Genomic DNA, 20,954 nt, shown 5'->3' with positions numbered 1-20,954 from the left:
TCAGGGGGAGGGCTCGGTGGGGGACACGCTCCAGAACGGGCTGTTCGCGGCCGGGGGATCCGTACTCACCGCGATCGTGTTCGTCGCGAGGCGCTGGATCACCGCCAAGGCACGACTCGTCCTGGACTTCGTGTACACCCGTCTGGCCGGCAGCGCGCTGCTCCGCCGTACCGCCCTCGGGAAGTACACCCGCGCCCTCCACGACCGCCACCGCCGCTTCGCCGTCTCCTTCCAGGTCGACGAGGACCTCAAGCTGCCGATGGAATCGGTGTACGTGCCGCTGCGCGGTGCCCGGGCCGACGGTGCGCCGGGCGAACTGGCGGCGGACCTGCGGGCGGAGCGGCACAGCGTGGTCCTGGGGGTGCCCGGCGCGGGCAAGACGATGCTGCTGCGGCATCAGGTGCTGATGTGGGCGAGGGAGCGGGTGGGCACCGCCGCCCCCGCCGAAACGGACGGCGAGAACAGCGGTGACGGCTCGGCCCCACGGCGGCGGAAGGGAAGGCGGCGGCGGGTGGACCTGCGGGAGCTGGGCGACATCCCGGTCCTCCTGGAACTGCACCGCCTCAACAAGGCTCCCGAACTCACCCTGGAGGAGCACATCGTGCAGCACTTCGCGCGGCACGACTTCCCCGGGGCGGACAAATGGGTCGCGCGGGCCCTGGAACGCGGTGACCTCGCCCTGTACCTCGACGGCCTCGACGAGGTCTCGACGGACCTGCGTCCGCTGGTGGCGGACCGGATCGAGCAGTTCGCGGCACGATACGCGGCCTGCCGGATCGTGGTGACGTGCCGGATCGCGGTGTACGACGGCTGGTTCACGGAGTCCTTCGGCCAGACGCTGCGGGTGTGTGACTTCGACGAGCACCTCATCCGCCGCTTCCTGAACGGCTGGCCCTGGCGCACCGGCACCGCCGTGGAGACGTCCGGCACGGTCGACCAGGTCCTCGGCGCCCTGCGCGACACCCCGCAGATCATGGCCCTGGCCCGCAACCCCCTGCTGCTGACGATGATCGCGTACCTCTACGACTTCGTGTACGCGGGCACCGACCAGGTCCTGCCCCACACCCGCGCCGAGTTCTACAAACAGGTCATCGACAGCCTGCTCATCGACCGCCGCCGCCAGTCGGTGTTCCCGTTCCCCTTGAAGAAGGCGGTCCTGCAGGAGCTGGCTCTGGCGGCTCAGGACATCCCCTCGGGTGTGCACGACCGGCTGGCGCTGCCGCACGGAAAGGTGCTGGAGACCGTCCGGCGGGTGCTGGAGCAACAGCAGCGCAGGCCGGAGGCCGCCGAGGCCGTGCTGGACGAGATCGTCCACCGCAGCGGACTCCTGCTGGCCGTGGACAACGGGGAGCGCTACCAGTTCGCCCACCTCACCCTTCAGGAGTATCTGGCCGCGGTGAAGCTGGCGGCGGACCCGGCGGGGCTGCTGCGCCGCTACCGCGACGACCCGGCGGCCTGGCGGGAGACGGTCCGCTTGTGGTGCGGGGTGGAGCCGCGCGACTGCACGGACGTGGTGCGGGAGGTGTTCCGCCGGGACGACCTGCTCGCCTTCCAGTGCCTCGCCGACGCCCACACCATCGAGGGCGGGCTCGCGGAGAAGATCCTTCACCACTTCCGCGGGATGCTGGGCGCCGCGTCCGCCTCGCAGGTCTCCGGTTCCGTCTCGATCACCGGCGAGGCGGTGATCGCCGCGTTCGGCCTGGTGGCGAGCGACCAGCGCACACGGGGTACGGCGGTCTTCGACTTCCTGGTGGAGACGGCCCGCTCGGATCCGGACGCCGGCCGCGCCCGCGCGGCGGCGCACGCCCTGGCGAGCACCAACCTGCCAAAGGCCGCCGCCGTCCTGGCGTCCATGGCTCAGCCGAACGACGCGGCCTGGTCGGCCCTGGTGACCATGGGAGACCTGGCCGTGTCCGCGTTCCAGGAGCAGGCGGCCACTCATGTCGAGGCGGTACGCGCACTGTGGACGATTCGCACGCCGAAGGCGGCGCTCGCACTGAACCACCTGCTCTGGCAGCTCCCGAACGGGGCAACGCGGGCCCAGTGCGCCTTTCACCTGGGCGAACTGATCGGCGCCCCGGAGATCGCCGACGAACTGAGGACCGCTCCCGTGGGGAGGCGCACCCACCGCACCCACACGGAGCTCCACTGGGTGTGGCGCCCTTTTCGGCACGGGGAGGACGACTCGCTCGTTCCGATAGCCGCGACCATCGCCGCGGTCATCGGCGCGGAGGGCGACGAGGCGTGGGCGACCCTGCCGGCGCCCGATCCGCGGATCGTCGCCGCGCTGCTCCTCATCAAGCAGGACCTCGCGCTGTCCGACGTGGAAGAGCTGCGCTCGACCGTGCGCGTCGGGGAGGAACTGGGGGACTGGCTGCGGCAGCGGAGCGATCGCCTCCATGTGGCACACGTGCCCGTGATGGACGGGGAGATCAGCAGGCAGCGTCTCGGCATATATCTCGAGATGGAGGTGAACAGATTCAGCTCGGTCCTGCTGCGACAGGTCGATGAGGTGCTCTTCGCGGCCGGCCTGACCTCCCGACGGCTGATGTTCCTGGCCCGCCTTCCCGACCCGCTGCAGATGCGAGCGGCGGCAGCGCTGCTCAGACAGGAGAAGTTCGCCGGCCCCGAGAGCTGGGACGTGGTGCCGCCGGAGTCAAAGGCCCGGAGGTACGACTACGACACGAGCCCGCACTACCGGTTCATCGTGTCGCTCTGTCTCCTGCTGTCGGGCGTCGCCGGCGCGGGAGCCCTGCCGGTGGCCCTGGGCGACCGGCAGTGGGGCCCGCAGTGGCTCGCGATAGCGGTCCTCGGGCAGCTGGTCGTCGGCTGGCTGATCCTTTTTCGGAACGGTGCCCACCGCGACAACGCCGCACTGGTCGTCCTGGGTCTCCTCAGCGGCATCGTCCTCGGTTTGATGATCAAGGAGCGTGCGCGGGAAGCGTTCCACGCGCTCGGCACCATCGGTCTGTTTCCCGCCGTCATCACCTACGCCTACGCGGAGATCGCACGGTTCTGGGGCCCGTTCGCCGCCATCGCCGTGCTGGGGGCGGTGGGCGGTATCTGTTACGCGGCAGCCGCCCGGGGCATCGTGCTCCAGCGCCGCTGGCAGGCCCGCAACCACCCCATTTGCGAGCTGGTCCTCAAACCGCTCCTCTGACCACCCCCGAAGTCGCCCACCAGCGGTGCGGTCGGCCACTCAGGCAACCCTCAGCGACGCAGATCACCGCGTCGCTGGCTACAGTGCGGCAAAGGAAGTGGGTAGTCTCAGACGGACTGCATAAGTTACCGCTTAGTAATGACCCTCGCAGGCCCGAGGAGCCCCGAAATGCAACTCGCCGCGATCATCGTGTCGCTGGTACTGACCGTGGTCGGCGTCGCGCTGCTCGCACGCGCCATCGGTCAGTTCATCCGGTACTTCAAACTGGGCCAGCCGGTCCCGGCCGGCAGCCGAACGGACAACCCCTACCAGCGCAGTGTGACGCTGGTACGGGAGTTCCTCGGGCACACCCGGATGAACCGGTGGGGCATCGTGGGCTTCGCCCACTGGTTCGTCGCCGTCGGCTTCCTCACCCTCCCGCCGACCCTCGCCCAGGCGTTCGGCCAGCTCTTCGAGGCCGACTGGGTGCTGCCGGTCATCGGCGGTTTCCTGCCGTTCGAGCTGTACATCGAGTTCATCGGCGTGATGACGGTGCTCGGCATCGCCACGCTGATCGTGATCCGGCTGCTGAGCCTGCCCTCGCGCGCCGGTCGCAAGTCCCGCTTCGCGGGCTCCAAGGCCGGTCAGGCGTACTTCGTCGAGTACGTCATCCTCACCATCGGTCTCGCCATCTACGTGTTGCGCGGCCTCGAGGGCGCGATCCACGACGTCGACCACTACGAGGCCGCCTACTTCGCCTCGTACCCGCTGGTCCTCGCCTTCAAGGGGCTCAGCCTCCCGGTCCTGCAGAACCTGGTCTACTTCACCGCGATGGTGAAGATCAGCACCTCGTTCATCTGGATGATCGTCGTCTCGCTGAACACCAACATGGGTGTCGCCTGGCACCGCTTCCTCGGCTTCCCGAACATCTGGTTCAAGCGGAACGCCACCGGTGAGACCGCCCTCGGCGCGCTCCAGCCGATGACGAGCGGCGGCAAGCCGATCGACTTCACCGACCCCGGTGACGACGACGTCTTCGGTGTCTCCCAGGTCGAGCAGTTCTCCTGGAAGGGCCTGCTGGACTTCTCCACGTGTACGGAGTGCGGTCGCTGCCAGTCGCAGTGCCCCGCCTGGAACACCGGCAAGCCGCTCTCCCCGAAGCTGCTGATCATGTCGCTGCGCGACCACGCGCACGCCAAGGCCCCCTACCTCCTCGCCGGTGGCGGCAAGACCATGGAGGGCGAGGAGAAGGCGTCCGAGGAGCAGCTGAAGGACGTGCCCGCCGCGGCCCTAGCCGAGGCCGAGCGGCCGCTGATCGGCACCGTCGAGGAGAACGGCGTCATCGACCCCGATGTGCTGTGGTCCTGCACCACCTGCGGCGCCTGCGTCGAGCAGTGCCCCGTCGACATCGAGCACATCGACCACATCGTCGACATGCGCCGCTACCAGGTGATGATCGAGAGCGCCTTCCCGTCCGAGGCGGGGACGATGCTCAAGAACCTGGAGAAGAAGGGCAACCCCTGGGGCCTGGCCAAGAAGCAGCGGCTGGAGTGGCTCAAGGAGGTCGAGTTCGAGGTCCCGGTCGTCGGCAAGGACATCGAGGACCTCAGCGAGGTCGAGTACCTGTACTGGGTCGGCTGCGCCGGCGCCCTGGAGGACCGCGCCAAGAAGACCACCAAGGCGTTCGCCGAGCTGCTGCACATCGCGGGCGTGAAGTTCGCGATCATGGGCGGCGACGAGAAGTGCACCGGTGACTCCGCCCGGCGTCTGGGCAACGAGCCCCTGTTCCAGGAGCTCGGCATGGAGAACGTCATGGCGCTGAACATGGCGTTCGGCGAGGAGATGGACGAGGACGGCAAGGTGACGCCGGAGTCGGCGAAGCCGAAGTCCTCGAAGAAGATCGTCGCCACCTGCCCGCACTGCCTCAACACCCTCGGCAACGAGTACCCGCAGCTCGGCGGCGACTACGAGGTCATCCACCACACGCAGCTGCTCCAGCACCTGGTGGACGAGGGCAAGCTCGTCCCGGTCACGCCGGTCGAGGGCATCATCACGTACCACGACCCGTGCTACCTGGGCCGCCACAACAAGATCTACACGCCGCCGCGCGAGATCATCGGCAAGGTGCCGGGCCTGCGCAACGAGGAGATGCACCGCCACAAGGAGCGCGGCTTCTGCTGTGGCGCCGGTGGCGCGCGGATGTGGATGGAGGAGCGGATCGGCAAGCGCATCAACAACGAGCGCGTCGACGAGGCCCTCTCCCTCAACCCGGACATCGTCTCCACCGCCTGCCCCTTCTGCCTCGTCATGCTGACCGACTCGGTCAACGGCAAGAAGAACGATGGCAAGGCCAAGGAGTCCATCCAGGTCGTGGACGTGGCCCAGCTGCTGCTGGACTCCGTCAAGACCCCGGCCGCGGACGAGGACGAGCCCCCCGCGGGCACGTCCGAGACCGAGAACGAGCCGGAGCCCCAGCCGGTCAAGTGACCCGGCCCCTCACCGCGACGGCCCGGTGACCTCGCCGACGCCCCCGTGCTCCCCCCGAGCACGGGGGCGTCGCCGTTCCGCGCGGTACCGCTGGAACGCCTCGCGGGCGTCCGGCACGAACGCCGGGTCACGCACCCATCCGGCCAGCTCCGCCTCGCTCACCCAGCCGTACCAGGCGATCTCCGCGGGGTCCGGCCGCACAGGCCCCGTGACGACCACCTCGTGCAGACCCAGCCAGTACGGGCTGATCGCGCCCGCGCACCGGAACTTCAGCAGGAACCGGGGGCGGCACCGGACGCCCAGCTCCTCCTCCAGCTCCCGCGCGGCGGCCTGCTCGTACGACTCGCCGACCTCGGCGGCACCGCCGAGCATCCAGTTCATCCGACCGGGGAAGCGCGCCATGTCGTCGGGGCGGCGGTGGAGCAGATACCGGCCGACCGGGTCGCGGCACACGACCGTCGCCACGCGGTGCAGCCACCCCCGGCGGACCGCTTCCGCCCGGTCCACGACACCGATCACCTCGTCGTCCTCGCCGACCCGCTCCATCAGCTCGCCCATGCGCCTCACCCTGGCAGAGGGCACCGACAGGCAAGAGGAGCATCAACCGGCCGCCGCGGCGACGGCGGGCTCACGCCCTCGCCCCACCCGCCGCGCAGGGCGTGGTGCTCACCCCTCCGTGAGGTGTTCCTCGACCTCCCGCGGGAGGTCGTCCCCCAGGCGGGTCAGGAACTGGGGTTCCTCGTTCGGTGCGCGGCGGACGGCGATGGCGTCGGACGGGTCCAGGCCCTTGATCGCGTACGCCTCGTAGACCTCCGGTTCGGGGGTGGGGTCCGTGTCCCCGGGGGTGTCGTCGCAGTCGGTCGTGCGGGCCGTTCCCAGCCTCGCCCCCAGGGCGAAGCCCTTCCCGCCCCGGTCGATATAGCTCTCCCCGCCGTACTCCACGAGGAACACGCACTTCGCCACACCGGAGCCGCTGTCACCGGAGCCGGAGTCGGAGCCGTCATCGCCGTCGTCCCGCCCCGCCTTCCCGAGGACCCGGTCGGCCGCGTCCGCCACGGGCTCGTCCTCGCGGGGGACCACCATGACCGACAGCTCCCCGCCGGGTGACTCGCGGACGGCGATCGCGTCGGCGGGATCGACGCCCTCGACGGCGTACGCCGTGTAGACGGTCCGGTCCGGCGCCGCGTCGGCGTCCTCCTCGGCCCCTCCCTGGTCCAGGCAGACCGCCTGCCGCGCGGTGCCGACCTCGGCGCCGAGGTCGACGTCGACGCGGCCCACGTCGACGTACTGCCGGTCGCGGTGGTCCACCACGAACGCGCAGGACCCCGCAGCCTCCCCCGCACCGCCCACCGCGGCGCAGCCGACGGCGAGGGGGGCCAGTACGAGGGCGGCCAGGGCGGTCCGGGCACGGGGAACGAGCATGGTCACGTCTCCTTCGTCAGGGGTCGCTTCGCTCCCTGGACGCGCCACCCGCGCCGAACGTTCGCTTCACTTTCCGGCCACCCGCACACAACCCTTCGTACGCCCCGCGCGTCACACCGACGAACAGCCCAACAGCCCTGCGTACGCCCCGCCCCGTCCTCCGGAGGTCACCCGTGGTTGCAAGGAAGCTCGTCGTGGCCGTCTGCGCGGGCGCGCTCGCGGTGGTGGGCCTCACCCTGCCGACGGCCGGGAGCGCGGTCGCCGCGCCGGGGCTGAAGGACGACTTCGACGGCGACGGGTACCGGGACCTCGTCATCGGCACGCCCAAGGCCAACGCCGTGACCGTCACGTTCGGTTCCTCCTCCGGTGTCGGCACCGGCTCCGCCAGGTCGGTGACCCTCACCCAGAACTCCCCCGGCGTGCCCGGCGCCCTGGAGCCCGAGGACGAGTTCGGCGAGAACGTGACCAGCGGAGACGTCAACCACGACGGCTACGCGGACCTGATCGTCGGCGCGCCCGGCGAGAAGGTCGACGGCAAGCCGGACGGCTCCCTCACCCTCCTGTGGGGCGGCACCCGCGGCTTCCGCACCGGCGGCATGGTCCTCGACGTGCCCAGCGACGAGGACGTCCGCTTCGGCGAGGGCGCCTCCTTCGTCGACCTCGACGGCGACGACGCCGGCAACCTGGTGGTCGTCTCCGAGAACCGCTTCTGGTGGTACGCCGACGGCGTGCCGGACGGGCCGGCGCTCGCCCCGGAGGTCGACTTCCTGCCCGACGGCGTACGGCTCGACGGCGTCCTCGGCGCGCATTTCTCCAACGGCTCGGGCAGCGACTACGTCCTGCACGGCACCGACGCCGCGGGCCGGGGCTTCGCGGGCTACCTGCGGGGCGGCGCCGGAGACATCGGCTACTACTACCGGCCCCTCTTCCAGGGCGCCGTGTCCGACGTCGTCACCGAGGCGCGGGTCGCGGCCGGCGACCTCGACGGGAACGGCTACAGCGACCTCGTCCTCGGCGAACCGTCCGCCGGCACCGGCGGACGGTTCGCCGTGTGGCCCGGCAACGACCGCGGGCTCGGCGTGGACGGGTGGCCCTCCCGGTCGTACAGCCAGGCGAGCACGGGCGTCCCCGGCGCCGACGAGCCGGGCGACGGCTTCGGCGGCTCGGTCGCCGCGGGCGACGTCACCGGCGACGGGTACGCGGACGTGGCCGTCGGCGCGCCCGGCGAGACGGTCGACGGGGTGCGGGGGGTGGGCAACGCGGTCCTGCTGAAGGGCTCCGCGACCGGCCTGGGCCGGGGCACGTCCTGGCAGCAGGCCACCCCGGGCGTGCCCGGCGCGGCCGAGCCCGACGACGCCTTCGGCTCCGCCGTCCGCCTCAAGGACGTCAACGGCAACGGCCGCGCCGACCTGGCGATCGGCGCGGCCGGCGAGGACATCGGTACCGCCGCGGACACGGGCGCGGTCTGGGTCCTGCGCGGTACGGCCTCCGGTCTCACGACGTCGTACGCCGCGTCCTTCAACGCCACCGACTTCGGCCTGGGCGGTACCCCGTACCCCGCGTTCGGCTCCGTCCTCCGCTAGCCTCCACCCACCCGGCGCCGCGACCCGGCGCCACGACCCCCGGCACCTCGACCCCCGGCACCTCGACCCGGCACACCGACTCCCGCCGCCCCCAGACCAGTTGGAGCCCTCCGTGTCCACCACCCCCCAGCGCCGCGGCCGTCGGCCGCTCGGCGGGCGAAGAGCCCTCCCCGCCCTTCCCGTCGCCCTCCCCGCCGCCGTCCTCGTCACGGTCGCCGGGCTGTCCCTCGGGATGCTCGTCGCGCCCCCGGCGGCCGCCGCCGGGTCCGTACGCGGCGACTTCGACGGCGACGGCTACGCCGACCTCGCGGTGGGCGTCCCCGCGGGCACCGCCGGCGGACACGCCAAGGCCGGCTTCGTACATGTGCTGTGGGGCTCCGCGGACGGCCTCGGCGGCAGGAGCACCCGGATCGACCAGGCCGGCGGCGGTATCCCGGGCACGGCGGAGGCCGGTGACCAGTTCGGGTACGCCGTGCGGGCGGCGGACTTCGACGCGGACGGTCACGCCGACCTCGCGGTGACCGCGCCCGGCGAGCGGCTCGGCGGCTCCGACCGGCACCAGGGGGCCGCGTACGTGCTGTGGGGCTCGGCGAAGGGTCTCAGGTCGGGGCTCACGGTCGCCAAGGGCGGCCCCGGGCAGCAGCTCGGACGACTGGTCACCGCCGGGGACTACGACGGGGACGGCGACCGGGACCTCGTCCTCTCCGTGAGCGGCGAGGAGGGCGGCGCCACTGTCCTGCGGCCGGGACCGCTCACGAAGGCCGCGCCCACCACGCTCGTCGAGGGCTACGACTTCGGTGACGCCCGCGCGCTGACCACCGCGGACTTCGACGGCGACGGCAAGGACGACCTGGCCGTCACCTTCAAGGGCCTGGAGAGCGCGGGCACCCGCGTCCGCTCCCTGTCCGCCGACGGCTGGACGACCCGCTGGCAGGCCCCCGACTTCGCCTCCGCGCTCGCCGCCGGTGACTTCGACGGCGACGGCCGCACCGACCTGGCGCTCGGCGAGGTGCTGCCGAACCCGGAGGCGGAGGGGGCGGCGTGCGCGGACCGGCTCGGCGGCGCCCTCGCCACGGTGTACGGGGCGCCGGGCACCACGCTCGGCGGCGAGGTCACCTGCACCACCCAGTCCTCCCCCGGCGTGGGCGGCACGGCCGAGACCGAGGACAACTTCGGGGCCGCGCTGGCCGTCGTCGGCCTCGACGGCAGCGGGCCCGACTCCCTGCTCGTGGGCGCGAGCCACGAGGCGGTGGGGGCGGCGGCCCGCGCGGGCGCGTACTGGGAGCTGAAGGCGGGCGCCGACCGGGTGTTCACCGGGCCGGCCTTCACCCAGAGCTCCGCCGGGGTCCCGGGCACGGCCGAGGAGGGCGACCTGTTCGGGGCGGCGCTGGCGGCGGCCGACTTCGACACGGCGAGGTACGACGACCAGGTGGTGGGCGCGCCCGGCGAGAACGCCCGCACGGGCGCCCTCTGGTACCGCCCGTCGGCGGGCGACGGCCCCCGCCCCGCCGCGGTGTCCCTGACACCGGCGAAGCTCGGCCTGACGGGAGCGTCGGGGTACGGGGCAGTGCTCGGCAGGTGAGGAGTGCCGGGGAGTGCCGGGGAGTGCTGAGCCGGGCAAGGGCGCAGGGAAGCAAGAGGTCCCCGGCGCCCCACCGGTTCCACCGATCACAAAGAATTCTCGAACTCCCGTACAACCCTCCCGTACCTCCGGCGGTCTCCTGTGCGCCGACTTCCCCGTGACCCCCGGGTGAACTCCGGGCGAACACGGACAGGAAGGGCACCCCATTGACTGCGGACGCCTGCCAGGCGTCCCGCATGCAGCAGGAGATTCCCGCATGCACAAGCACCTGCGACTCGCCCTCGCGACGGCCTCCGCGGCCGCGCTGACCGGCGGTCTGCTCACGTTCTCGGCGGCGACGGCGACGGCCGCCGACTCGGTCCACCACCCGGTGGCGGACTTCAACAACGACGGTTACGGCGATGTGGCGTACTCGGCCGGTTACGCCACGGTCGGCGGCAAGAAGGGCGCCGGCCAGATCGTCGCCCTGTACGGCTCCGCGAGCGGCGTGACGTCCACGAAGCGCACCACGATCAGCCAGAACACCTCCGGCGTGCCCGGCCAGGCCGAGACGAACGACCTCTTCGGCTGGGTGAGCGCGTACGGCGACTACAACGGCGACGGCTTCGACGACCTCGCCGTGTCGGCGTCGTACGAGGACGTCGACGGCGACACCGACGGCGGCACGGTCCTCATCGTGTGGGGCTCGGCGAACGGCCTGTCCGGCGCCACGACCCTCAACGACCCGGCGGCCTCCTCGCACGACCGCTGGGGCACCGCCCTCGCGTCGGGTGACTTCGACGGCGACGGCAAGGAGGACCTGGCGGTCGGCTCCTCGTCGAACCGCGTGTACGTCTTCAAGGGCGGCATCGGCAAGTCCGGCGCGTACGGAGGCCGCTACAGCTTCACCACGGCCATCCAGTCCGGCTCCGCCACCGGCACCCTGATGCTCACCGCGGGCGACGTCAACGGCGACAAGCGGAGCGACCTGGTCGTCGACGGCTTCGAGACCGACGGCACCTGGCACTACAACACCAACTGGTACGTGCCCGGCAGCGCCTCCGGTCTCAGCGCCTCGAACGCGAAGGAGCTGAAGCGCGGCATCGTCACCGGCATCGGCGACATCAACGGCGACGGCTTCGGCGACATCGTCACCGGCCAGGACTGGGACCCGTCGAAGGACGGCGGCGAACCCTCCGTGCCCGAGTCGAGCACCGGCGGCAAGGTGCACGTCCTCTACGGCTCCGTCGACGGCCCCGGAACCACGGTCGCGGTGACGCAGGACAGCGGCAACGTCCCCGGTTCCTCCGAGCGCGGCGACTGGTTCGGCAGCGAGCTGTCCCTCGGCGACATCAACGGCGACGGGAAGACGGACCTGGTCGTCGGCGCGTCCGGCGAGAACGTCGGCGACATCGTCAACGCCGGCGCGGTCACCGTCCTCTACGGCTCGGAGGCCGGTCTGAACACCTCCTCCGGCTACCAGTACCTCACCCAGTCCACAGCCGGCGTTCCCGGCTCGGACGAGAAGGACGACCGGTTCGGCGGCGAGGTGAAGCTCACCGACGTCACCGGCGACGGCAAGGCGGACCTGACGGTCGGCGCGTACGGCGAGAACGACTTCAACGGCTCCCTCGTCTACCTGCCCTCCGACGGCTCCAAGATCACCACGGTGGGCTCCCGCTCCCTCGCCCCGTCCTCGGTCGGCGTCTCCACGGACGCCTACCCGTACTTCGGCGCCAACGCGGCCAACTGATCCACCCCGCACCGGAGTCGGGCCCGCATCCGCAAGGGTGCGGGCCTTCGCCCCTCCGCCCCTTCGCCCCTTCGCCCCTTCGTCCCTTCGCCCCTTCGCCCTGTGAACCCGAGGACCGAGGACCGAGGACCTGAGAACAGCCATGCGTATCCGAACCGCCGCGGCGGTCGCGCCCCTCCTGCGCGGCACCGGCGTCGGCTACCTGCCGACGGGCGCCCGCACCCTGTCGCAGTCCACCTCCGGCGTCCCGGACACCGCCGAGTCCGGCGACCGCTTCGGCGCCCGCGTCCTGCTCGCCGACACCACCAGGGACGGCAAGGCCGAGCTGCCCGTCGGCGGCACCGGCGAGAACACGGGCGACGGCGCGATCTGGTGGCTGAAGTCGGCCGCCCCGTCGGGAGCCAGGACCTACGGCCCGGCGAAGTTCGGCGTCCCCACCACCGGTACCCCGGCCTTCGGCGCCGCCCTGCGCGGCTGACCACTCCGCTCCCTCACGCACTTCCTCCCTCACACCCACGTCAGGAAGACGACCTCATGAAGCGCTCCCTCCGCACCGCGCTGGCCGCGGCGACCGCCGCCGCCCTGACCGGCGGCCTCCTCACCCTCGCCACCGCCGCCCCGGCGACCGCCGCCCCCGCCAAGTACGCCGACGACTTCAACGGCGACGGTCACCGCGACTACGCGGTGTTCTCGTACGGCCCGGAAGGTGCCAGCAAGGGCGGCGGTGTCCTGGTCACCTTCGGCACGGCCGACGGCCCCGGCACGAAGACGCAGTTCGTCGACCAGGCCGACGCGGGCGTCCCCGGCGCCGACGAGCGGGACGACTTCTTCGGCGAGGTCCGCACGGCCGCCGACTTCAACAAGGACGGCTACGGCGACCTCGCGGTGTCGGCCAACGGCGAGAACGTCGGCTCGTACAAGGACAACGGCACGGTGACCGTCCTGTGGGGCGGCGCGAAGGGCCTGTCCGGCGGCACCGCCCTGCCGAACAAGGGCCCCAAGGGCGTGTCCGGCCTGGCCTCCGACCTCGCCACCGGCGACTTCGACGGCGACGGCAACCCGGACCTGGCCCTCGTCCGCGACGGCAGGGCGTACGTCTACCGGGGCGCGATCACCAAGTCGGGCGTGAAGGGCTCGGTCACGGTCCTGGACAAGGAGAACGCGTCCTTCTGGGCCACCTCGCTGATCACCGGCAAGGTCGACCAGGACGGCAAGACGGACCTGGTCGTCATCGGCGACGTCGTCACCGACACGTACATCGCCTCCGACGCCTGGTTCGTCAAGGGCGGCAAGGCGAAGCTCTACCCCGGCAAGACCCTCCGCCTGGAGTCGGTCAAGGGCAACGGCGGCCAGGCCGAGCGGGGCGGCGACGGTGTGATCGCCGACTTCGACAAGGACGGCTACGGCGACGTCGCGATCGGCACCCCGCTGTACGACAGGTACCGGGGCCGCGTCACGGTCTGGTACGGCGGTTCGACGGGCCCCTCCTCCCGGTCGGCCCGCTTCACCCAGGCCACGAAGGGCGTGAAGGACACCCCCGAGGTCGACGACGCCTTCGGCGGGTCCGTCTCCGCCGGCGACGTGAACGGCGACGGCTACCGCGACCTCGCGGTCGGCGCGTACGGCGAGAAGCTCGGCACCCACCCGTACGCCGGCGCCGTCCACGTCCTGTACGGCTCCAAGTCGGGCCTCACCGGCACGGGTTCGCAGTGGTTCGCCCGCGACACCCCCGGCGTCCCCGGCGACCTGGACGACGAGTCCTTCGGCAACCTGGTCCGCCTGCGCGACACCGACCGCGACGGCAGGGCCGACCTCTACATCACCGCCAACCACGGCTCGCTCCTGCTGCGGGGCACGTCCAAGGGCATCACGACGACCGGCGCCCAGCCGGTCGACGGCGACATCATTCCGGGCATGCTGCAGTAGCCCACGCCCCGCCCAGGGCCGGGCGGTGCACCGTGATCGGGAACTGCGAAACGCGTGGCCGGTGTGAACGGGGTACGGAAAGATGCCCGGCTGACGGCGGCGGGCGAACACGGGGGTGGGGATGACGGGCTTACGCGGTGTGTTCCGGGTCCTGGGCGGCGCGGCACTGGCGCTGGCACTGAGCGTGACGGCGAACCAGGTCCTCTCCGAAGGGAACCTCAGCTGGACGTGGATGTATGTGTCGTACGCGGTGGCGGTCGCCAGCCTGCTCTACGCCGAACTCGGTACGGCCCCACCCCCCACCGACCCGGCGCCGCGCGGGCGCCGCAGGGTCTATCTGCGCCAACTCCGCGCGAGTGTCCGGGACATGGAGACGGTGGGCATCGCCACCCAGAGCGAGTTCGTGTTCCGTATGCGCCAGGTGTACGTGGACGTGAGCGTCGTACCCCAGCCCCTGCACAGCGCGTCGAGGGAGCCGTACGTGGGCTCGGTGACCGGCGGGGAACGCCGGACCCTGGCATCGGTGCTCCAGGACGCCGAACGCGACGGGGCGTCCCGGGTCCTGGCGGTGATCGGCGGGCCGGGCTCGGGCAAGACCACCCTGGCCCGCAACACCGCGCTCGAACTCTGCGGCCACCGGTGGCGGCCCTGGAAGCGCCGGCTCCCCGTCCTCCTCTATCTGCGTGACCACGCCGCCGCCCTGCTGGCCGAGGAACCCGAGAAGCTGGCGGCGGTCGCCGTCTCCGCCGGCTGGCTGAACGGCAAGGTCTCACCCCGCTGGCTGGAGCGAAGGCTCGACCGAGGGCGTTGCGTGGTCCTCCTGGACGGCTTGGACGAGGTCGCCGACCCGGCGGAACGAACCCGGGTGGTCGCCTGGGCCACCCGCCAGATCCAACGCCACCCGCACAACACGTACGTCGTCACCTCCCGCCCGCACGGCTACGAGCCGAATCCGCTTCCCGGCGGGGAGGTACTGCAGGTACTGCGGTTCACCTGGCCGCAGATCAGTGAGTTCCTGCACCAGTGGTCGTACGCGACGGAGAGCCGCGCGCGAGCCGGGAGCGGTCGGGAGGTGCGCCTGGCCGCCGAACGGAACGCCGGCGACCTCCTGTCCCGGTTGCGGAAGCAGCCCGCGCTGTACGACCTGGCGGCCAACCCCCTGCTGCTGACGATGACGGCGAACGTCCACCGCTACCGAGGCCAACTACCCGGCAGCCGGGCGGAGTTGTACGCGGAGATGTGCGACGTGCTGCTCCACCGCCGGTCCGAGGCGCGTGGCCTGCGCGACGCCACCGGCCTGACCGGCCCGCACAAGCAGCACGTCGCCCAGCACCTGGCGCTGGCCATGATGAAGGCCAAGGTCCGGGACTGGCCGGTACGCGACGCCGCCAGGGCCATTCGCCGGGCCTTGCGGCAGGTCCCCGGTGAGGTGGCGCCCGACGTGTTCCTGGAGGAAGCCCGCAAGAGCGGCCTGCTCGTCGAACGCGATCAGGGTGTGTACGCGTTCGCCCACCTCACGTTGCAGGAGTACCTGGCATCCGCCCAACTCGGCACCCCCCGTGCCGACTCCCGCGTACTGACCGACAATGTCGAGGACCCGTGGTGGCGCGAGACCATCCTGCTGTGGTCGGCGGCGAATGACGCCACCCCCGTCATCTCCGCCTGCCTCGACCGTGGCACGGTTCCGGCTCTGGCCCTGGCCTTCGACTGCGCCGACCAGGCCAGAACCGTCGATCCCGACACCCGGGACCGCCTCGAAGCCCTGCTGGCTCCCCCGGCCTCCGACCGGCCCACCGATCCCGCCCGGCAGCGACTCCTCGCCGGCGTCCTGGCCACCCGGGTCCTGAACGAGTCCATCCAGCTCGACGACACGACCGAACTGTGTGCGCACCCCGCACCCCGCGCGCTGTACGACCTCTTCGTCCACGAGGAGGCAGCGGCCGGCCGCCACCATCCCGTGCCCGCTGGAACCACAGAGGCCGGAGAGGGCGACGAAGCGGCCACAGGAATGCACGCGGGGGACGCGGAACGCTTCGTCGACTGGCTCAACACCATCAGCGGTGACGCCTTCTACCGGCTCCCCACACCCAGGGAACTCGGCGATCCGGCCGCCGCTCTGGTGGCCGACCTCGGCCGTCACACCGTCTGGGCCCTCGACGGCCACCGCACGGTCCTGCACCAGGCACCCGGGGCACCCTGGCCCTACACTCCCAGCCCCGACGAGATCCGCGACGTCCCGGCCTCCGACCGTCAACGGCTCATGATCTACCTGGAAGTGCTGGCCGTCTCGACCGAGCGGCGGGAGCGGATCGAGGACTGGGCCGTCGTCCTCTCCACGGCCCTCGACCGCGTTCCCGAGGTGCGCGGCTCAGCCGCCCTCGCTCCCTTGGAACTCTCCCTCACCCTCGCCGTCGCCCTCGCGCTCGCACTGACCAGCGACCTCGTCCACGCCTCCGCCCGGGCCCTCACCGTCGGCCGCCCGCACGACAGTCTCGACGGCCTGCTGCGCCACAACCTCGAACTCGCCCGCCACCTGCGCCTCGGCCGACTCCTGCAGCACGCCCACGCCCTGGGCATCACCGAGGGCCTGGACCTCGAGGCCATGGGCCGCGACCACCCGAGCGCCGATGACCGCGACATCATCATCACGCTGGCCCGCCGTCCGGAGCCGACCCGCGCCCTCGACATCGCGACCACCCGCGCCCTCGACCGGGCCCGCCACCTCGACCCTTCGGTGCCGATGGACCGGGTGGGTGCGCTCGACTACGCCGGCGGCTCGAACCGCGGCAGCCTGTTCCACTACGCCACGGGCCCCGACCTCGACGCCGCCCTCAGCCTCGCGCGGCTCCTCGGTCCCGGGCGGAGTGACCTGCTCGCGAGCGGAACGGACCCGGTCATCGCCCACGACCTCGCCCGCAGGGTCGCTCCGCCCCAGGTCGCCGATCCACTGCTCGCCCTCGCCCTCGTCTCCCCCGCGGAAACCCTGGCTGTCTCTCTCCAGGCGTTCCGCACCCTCTTCGCCGCCAGGACGAGACCTGCCCTCACCCAGCCCGACGTGCTCACGGCTCTGGACAACCTCCTGGCCCAGGAGGCGGCCGAGTCGTTCCCCGGCCAACAACCGCCGGACGATCCGGCCGGCGCCGTGTGCGACGTCCGCGACCTGCTGCGCTCGGCCCACCAAGGGGACCCCGGACGCTGGCTCGGCGAAGCACTGGACCTGGTGACCGGCGCCGCGCACCTTCTCACCCGGGCACGCGCCAGGACGCCGGCCTGCGACGCGCCGGCGCTGGCCTCCGCCCGTACCGCGCTGCTCGCCGCCATCGTGGCCCTGCGCAGGTCGGGGTTCCGCAATCCAGTGGCGGTCCGCACCCTGCACCTGGCCTGGGAGAGCCTGGCAACGCTCGACCGTCCCGCCTCGACGAGAGCGGGACGTCAGATCCTCCTCCTCGCGCGCACCCGGCCCTAGACCGGCCCCGGCAGCGGGGCTGGCGGGCGGCAAGAGAAGCGGGGCGTCCAGCGCCCCGCCCGCGCGCGTGCACACGGGAGCGCCCGCGAAGACAATTGCCCTATCGGACATTCGAGCGAAACCGATGGAAAGCCGGCGATCCCTCATGACTGAACACCCCAACGCAGCACTCGTCCGCAAGGGCTACGAGGCATTCACGCGCGGCGACATGGACACCCTGCGCGGCCTGATGGCGACGGACTGTACGCACCACGTCCCCGGCAGCCACATGCTCTCGGGCGACCACAAGGGCCAGGACTCGATGATCCAGTACTACCAGCGGCTCTTCGAGGAGACCGGCGGAACGTTCAGCGTCGACCTGAGCCATGTGTGCGTCGACGGCCGGGGCCACGCCGTCTCCGTCCACCGCTACACCGCCGAGCGCGGCGGCAAGCACATCGAGCAGACCGGCTGCCTGGTCTTCCGCATCGTCGGGGACAAGATCACGGACATCGACGAGTGCCAGGAGGACATGGACAAGGAAGCGGAGTTCTGGTCCTGAGACCGAGGGCGGACCAGGGGCGCTGAAGGGGGCCGCAGGCCCCTTCAGGGGCGCGGGGAACTGCGCGAGCAACCACGGCTGACCCCGCACCCGCCAACGAACCGGCACCCCCGCCCCCTGAGGCGCCCGGCCCCCAAAGCGGAGCGCACCCGCACAACCCAACCCCACCTCCAGGTGTCAAACAGGTGAACCGCACCACCGCCGATATCCGGCCACCCACCTGGAGCCCCTCGTGCACAGACGGACGTACGCCCTGGCCGCCGCCGTAGCGGCCTGCTCGGCCACGACGGCACTCACGCTCTGCGCGGCCCCCCACGCGCTCGCCGCCCCCCAGCCCTCCCCCGTCACCAGCGACTTCAACGCGGACGGCTACGCGGACCTCGCCGTAGGCGTCCCCGACGCGACGGTGAACGGCAAGGCCAAGGCGGGCTACGTGCACGTCCTGTGGGGCGGCGCCAAGGGCGTCGGCCACCACGGCGGCATCCGCATCAGCCAGGCCACGGCGGAGGTCCCCGGCACCCCCGAGCAGGGCGACCGCTTCGGCGCCGCCGTCGCGCTGGAGGACCTCAGCGGCGACGGCACCGCCGAGCTGATCGTCGGCGCCCCCGGCGAGGACGTCGACGGCCGCGGCACGGACGCGGGCGTGGTCGTCGTCGTGGGCGGCGGCAAGGGCAGCTCACGCCCCGGCTCGAACGCGCTGGTCGGCCCGTTCGCCCACGCCGCCTACGGCTGGTCGGTCGCCGCGGCCGACGTGACCGGCGACGGCGGCCGGGACATCGTGGTCGGCGGCCGCGACAAGGTCGTCCTGCGCGCCGTCGTCAACGACGGCGAGGACCTCGTCACCACCACCGTCCTCGCCACCCCCATGGGCGGCCGCGCCCCCGTCCTCTCCACGGGCGACTTCGACGCCGACGGCACGGACGACCTGGCCCTCGCCTTCCACACCGTCGACGCCCCCTACACCCGCTCCCACGTACGCCTGTGGACCTGGGACCCGGCCGAGCAGCGCATGGCCAACTTCTGGAACGCCGACAACGGCGCCGCCTCGGCCCTCGCCACCGGCGACTTCGACGGCGACGGCCTGGACGACCTCGCGCTCGGCGAGTGCCGCGAGATCGCCGACGAGAACATCGACGACCCGTGCGGCCCGGAGCCGTACGCCAAGGGCGGCGGCATCCACATCCTCTACGGCCACCCGAGCTCCTTCGGCTCCCGCACCCAGACCCTCAACCAGGACACGGTCGGCGTGTACGGCGTCGCCGAGGACGGCGACCGCTTCGGCGCCTCCCTCGCCGTACTGGACTGGAACCGCGACGGCCGCGACGACCTGATCGCCGGCGCCCCCGGCGAGGCCATCGGCAGCCGCGCCCGGGCCGGCGCCGCCACCCTCCTGCTCGGCCACAGCAGCGGCATCGTCGACCCGTCAGGCGAGGCCACGTCCATGCCGTACCACCAGGACCGCCCCAGCGTCCCCGGCGCGGCCGAGACCGGCGACGCGTTCGGCGCGACCGTCGCGACCGGCGACTACGACAAGGACGGCGTCCCCGACGCGGCGGTGGGCGCCCCGGGCGAGAACGGCGGCTCCGGCGGCGTCTGGCTCTTCCCGAAGACCTCCGCCACGGGCTCGTACGCCCTCACCCCGGCCGGCCTCGGCCTGCCGTCCCCCACGACTGCGCTGTCGTACGGCAGGTACATGAGCAGCCACTGACCCGGCCCCGGCACGGCCACAGCCCCTCTCACGACACCCTGAGTACTCCCGGACGATCCCCGAACGAAATCTCCGACCCGAGTACCTGACGATCCCTTAGGGGATGTCACAGCTCGGCCGCAAAGCCGGGCCGGTGCCCCCCGGCCCGGCACACCGCTCGCCGGGACCAGGTACGTTCGATGACGTGGCTGGATTCAGGATCGGACGCGGCCGGGACAACGGCGCTCCTCAAACGCGACCGCACAACCCCCCGCGCGGACAGCAGGCCCCGCAGGCCGGCGGCCCGTCGTACGGCTATCCCCAGACGCCCCCGGGGCCGCCGCACGGCGGCGGCCGGGGCGGCAACCAGGGCTGGCCGCAGACACACGGCGGCCGCCCCGGCGGCTACGGGCCCCAGGGCCATCACGGGAACCACGGCGAGCCGGAGTACTTCGGCGACGACGGCGGCCACCACGGCGGCGCCGGCCCCGACCCGTACGCGGCCAACAACCCCGGTCACACCCAGATGTTCGCCGTCGGCGAGGACCCGTACCAGCAGAGCGACACCTACCGCGCCGGGCACGCCCCGGCGGCCCCGGTCGGCCCGCGCCTGCCCTGGAAGGCGCTCCTGAAGGGCATCGTCACCAGCCCGAACCAGACGTTCCTGGTGATGCGCGACTACGCGGTGTGGGGCCCCGCCCTCATCGTGATGTTCCTCTACGGCCTGCTGGCGGTCTTCGGCTTCGACACGGCCCGCGAGGACGCGATCAACGCGACGCTGTCGAACGCCGTGCCGATCGTCCTGGTCACCGCCGTGACGATGGTGCTGAGCACGTTCATCCTGGGCGTGGTGACCCACACCCTGGCCCGCCAGCTGGGCGGCGACGGCGCGTGGCAGCCGACGGTGGGCCTCTCCATGCTGATCATGGCGCTGACGGACGCGCCGCGCCTGATCGTGGCGATGTTCGCGGGCGGCGACGCGTCGTTCGTCCAGGTCCTCGGCTGGATCACCTGGGTCGCCGCGGGCGCCCTGCTGACCCTGATGGTCTCCAAGTCCCACGACCTCCCCTGGCCGAAGGCCCTGGGCGCGTCGGCGATCCAGCTGGTCGCGATCCTGTCCCTGATCAAGCTGGGCACGTTCTAGCTGTATTGACCCGTAGGGTTGTTGACACGGCTGATCGGGGGCTGGCCTCCGAGGGCGGTGTGGCAGCGATGGTAGTTGTAGGTGTGCAGGAAGGTGTCGAGGGCTGCGGTGCGTTCGGTGTTGCTGGTGTAGGGCCGTAGGTAGGCCCACTCGTCGAGCAGGGTGCGGTTGAAGCGTTCGACCTTGCCGTTCGTCTGGGGTCGGTAGGCGCGGGTCAGCTTTCCGGTGGCGCCGATCTCGGCGAG

14 protein-coding genes are annotated in these 20,954 nt (G+C 72.0%); 11 read left to right on the top strand and 3 right to left on the bottom strand.

Features of this window, described 5'->3' with window-relative positions; genetic code table 11:
- Positions 1-16 precede the first annotated feature (16 nt).
- A complete protein-coding gene (locus ACZ4Z2_RS19200; protein ID WP_468077494.1) occupies positions 17-3,160 on the top strand; it encodes an NACHT domain-containing protein in 3,144 nt (1,047 codons plus the stop codon).
- Positions 3,161-3,328: 168 nt separating this feature from the next.
- Positions 3,329-5,626 (top strand): (Fe-S)-binding protein, encoded by a 2,298-nt coding sequence (locus ACZ4Z2_RS19195; protein WP_468077492.1) that lies wholly within the window; start codon positions 3,329-3,331, stop codon positions 5,624-5,626.
- Between the two features lie 9 nt (positions 5,627-5,635).
- Here ACZ4Z2_RS19195 and ACZ4Z2_RS19190 read toward each other — a convergent pair whose 3' ends face one another.
- Complete coding sequence (locus ACZ4Z2_RS19190) at positions 5,636-6,184, bottom strand: NUDIX hydrolase (protein ID WP_468077491.1); 549 nt, start codon at positions 6,182-6,184, stop codon at positions 5,636-5,638.
- 108 nt (positions 6,185-6,292) lie between these two features.
- A complete protein-coding gene (locus ACZ4Z2_RS19185) occupies positions 6,293-7,048 on the bottom strand; it encodes a DUF6281 family protein (RefSeq protein ID WP_468077489.1) in 756 nt (251 codons plus the stop codon).
- A 173-nt stretch (positions 7,049-7,221) separates the two neighbouring features.
- Here ACZ4Z2_RS19185 and ACZ4Z2_RS19180 point away from each other — a divergent pair, with 173 nt between their 5' ends.
- From ACZ4Z2_RS19180 to ACZ4Z2_RS19140, 9 genes are all read left to right on the top strand, one after another.
- Complete coding sequence (locus ACZ4Z2_RS19180; RefSeq protein ID WP_468077487.1) at positions 7,222-8,631, top strand: FG-GAP-like repeat-containing protein; 1,410 nt, start codon at positions 7,222-7,224, stop codon at positions 8,629-8,631.
- Between the two features lie 112 nt (positions 8,632-8,743).
- The gene (locus ACZ4Z2_RS19175; protein ID WP_468077485.1) at positions 8,744-10,213 is read left to right on the top strand and encodes an FG-GAP-like repeat-containing protein; all 1,470 of its coding nucleotides are present in this window, start codon (positions 8,744-8,746) and stop codon (positions 10,211-10,213) included.
- A 256-nt stretch (positions 10,214-10,469) separates the two neighbouring features.
- Positions 10,470-11,945: an FG-GAP and VCBS repeat-containing protein gene (locus tag ACZ4Z2_RS19170; RefSeq protein WP_468077483.1), complete on the top strand. Its 1,476-nt coding sequence runs from the start codon at positions 10,470-10,472 to the stop codon at positions 11,943-11,945.
- 142 nt (positions 11,946-12,087) lie between these two features.
- Complete coding sequence (locus ACZ4Z2_RS19165) at positions 12,088-12,423, top strand: hypothetical protein (protein WP_468077481.1); 336 nt, start codon at positions 12,088-12,090, stop codon at positions 12,421-12,423.
- Positions 12,424-12,479: 56 nt separating this feature from the next.
- On the top strand, positions 12,480-13,871 hold the full coding sequence (locus tag ACZ4Z2_RS19160) for an FG-GAP and VCBS repeat-containing protein (protein WP_468077479.1): 1,392 nt from the start codon (positions 12,480-12,482) through the stop codon (positions 13,869-13,871).
- A 121-nt stretch (positions 13,872-13,992) separates the two neighbouring features.
- Positions 13,993-17,337 (top strand): NACHT domain-containing protein, encoded by a 3,345-nt coding sequence (locus ACZ4Z2_RS19155; protein ID WP_468077478.1) that lies wholly within the window; start codon positions 13,993-13,995, stop codon positions 17,335-17,337.
- Positions 17,338-17,482: 145 nt separating this feature from the next.
- Positions 17,483-17,878 (top strand): nuclear transport factor 2 family protein, encoded by a 396-nt coding sequence (locus tag ACZ4Z2_RS19150; RefSeq protein WP_468077476.1) that lies wholly within the window; start codon positions 17,483-17,485, stop codon positions 17,876-17,878.
- A gap of 232 nt (positions 17,879-18,110) precedes the next feature.
- Positions 18,111-19,586 carry an integrin-like protein gene (locus ACZ4Z2_RS19145; RefSeq protein WP_468077474.1) on the top strand — a complete coding sequence of 492 codons (1,476 nt, stop codon included), beginning with the start codon at positions 18,111-18,113 and terminating at the stop codon, positions 19,584-19,586.
- 103 nt (positions 19,587-19,689) lie between these two features.
- Complete coding sequence (locus ACZ4Z2_RS19140; RefSeq protein ID WP_468077472.1) at positions 19,690-20,709, top strand: Yip1 family protein; 1,020 nt, start codon at positions 19,690-19,692, stop codon at positions 20,707-20,709.
- On the opposite strand, the gene ACZ4Z2_RS19135 is transcribed toward ACZ4Z2_RS19140, so the two are convergent.
- Positions 20,706-20,954, bottom strand: a 249-nt coding sequence (locus ACZ4Z2_RS19135) for an integrase core domain-containing protein (RefSeq protein ID WP_468077470.1), incomplete at its 5' end; no start/stop codon positions are given. The two genes, ACZ4Z2_RS19140 and ACZ4Z2_RS19135, sit on opposite strands and share 4 nt — an antisense overlap.

Source organism: Streptomyces sp. NPDC030183 (assembly GCF_055573455.1).
This window is presented reverse-complemented; position numbering and strand designations above follow the sequence as displayed.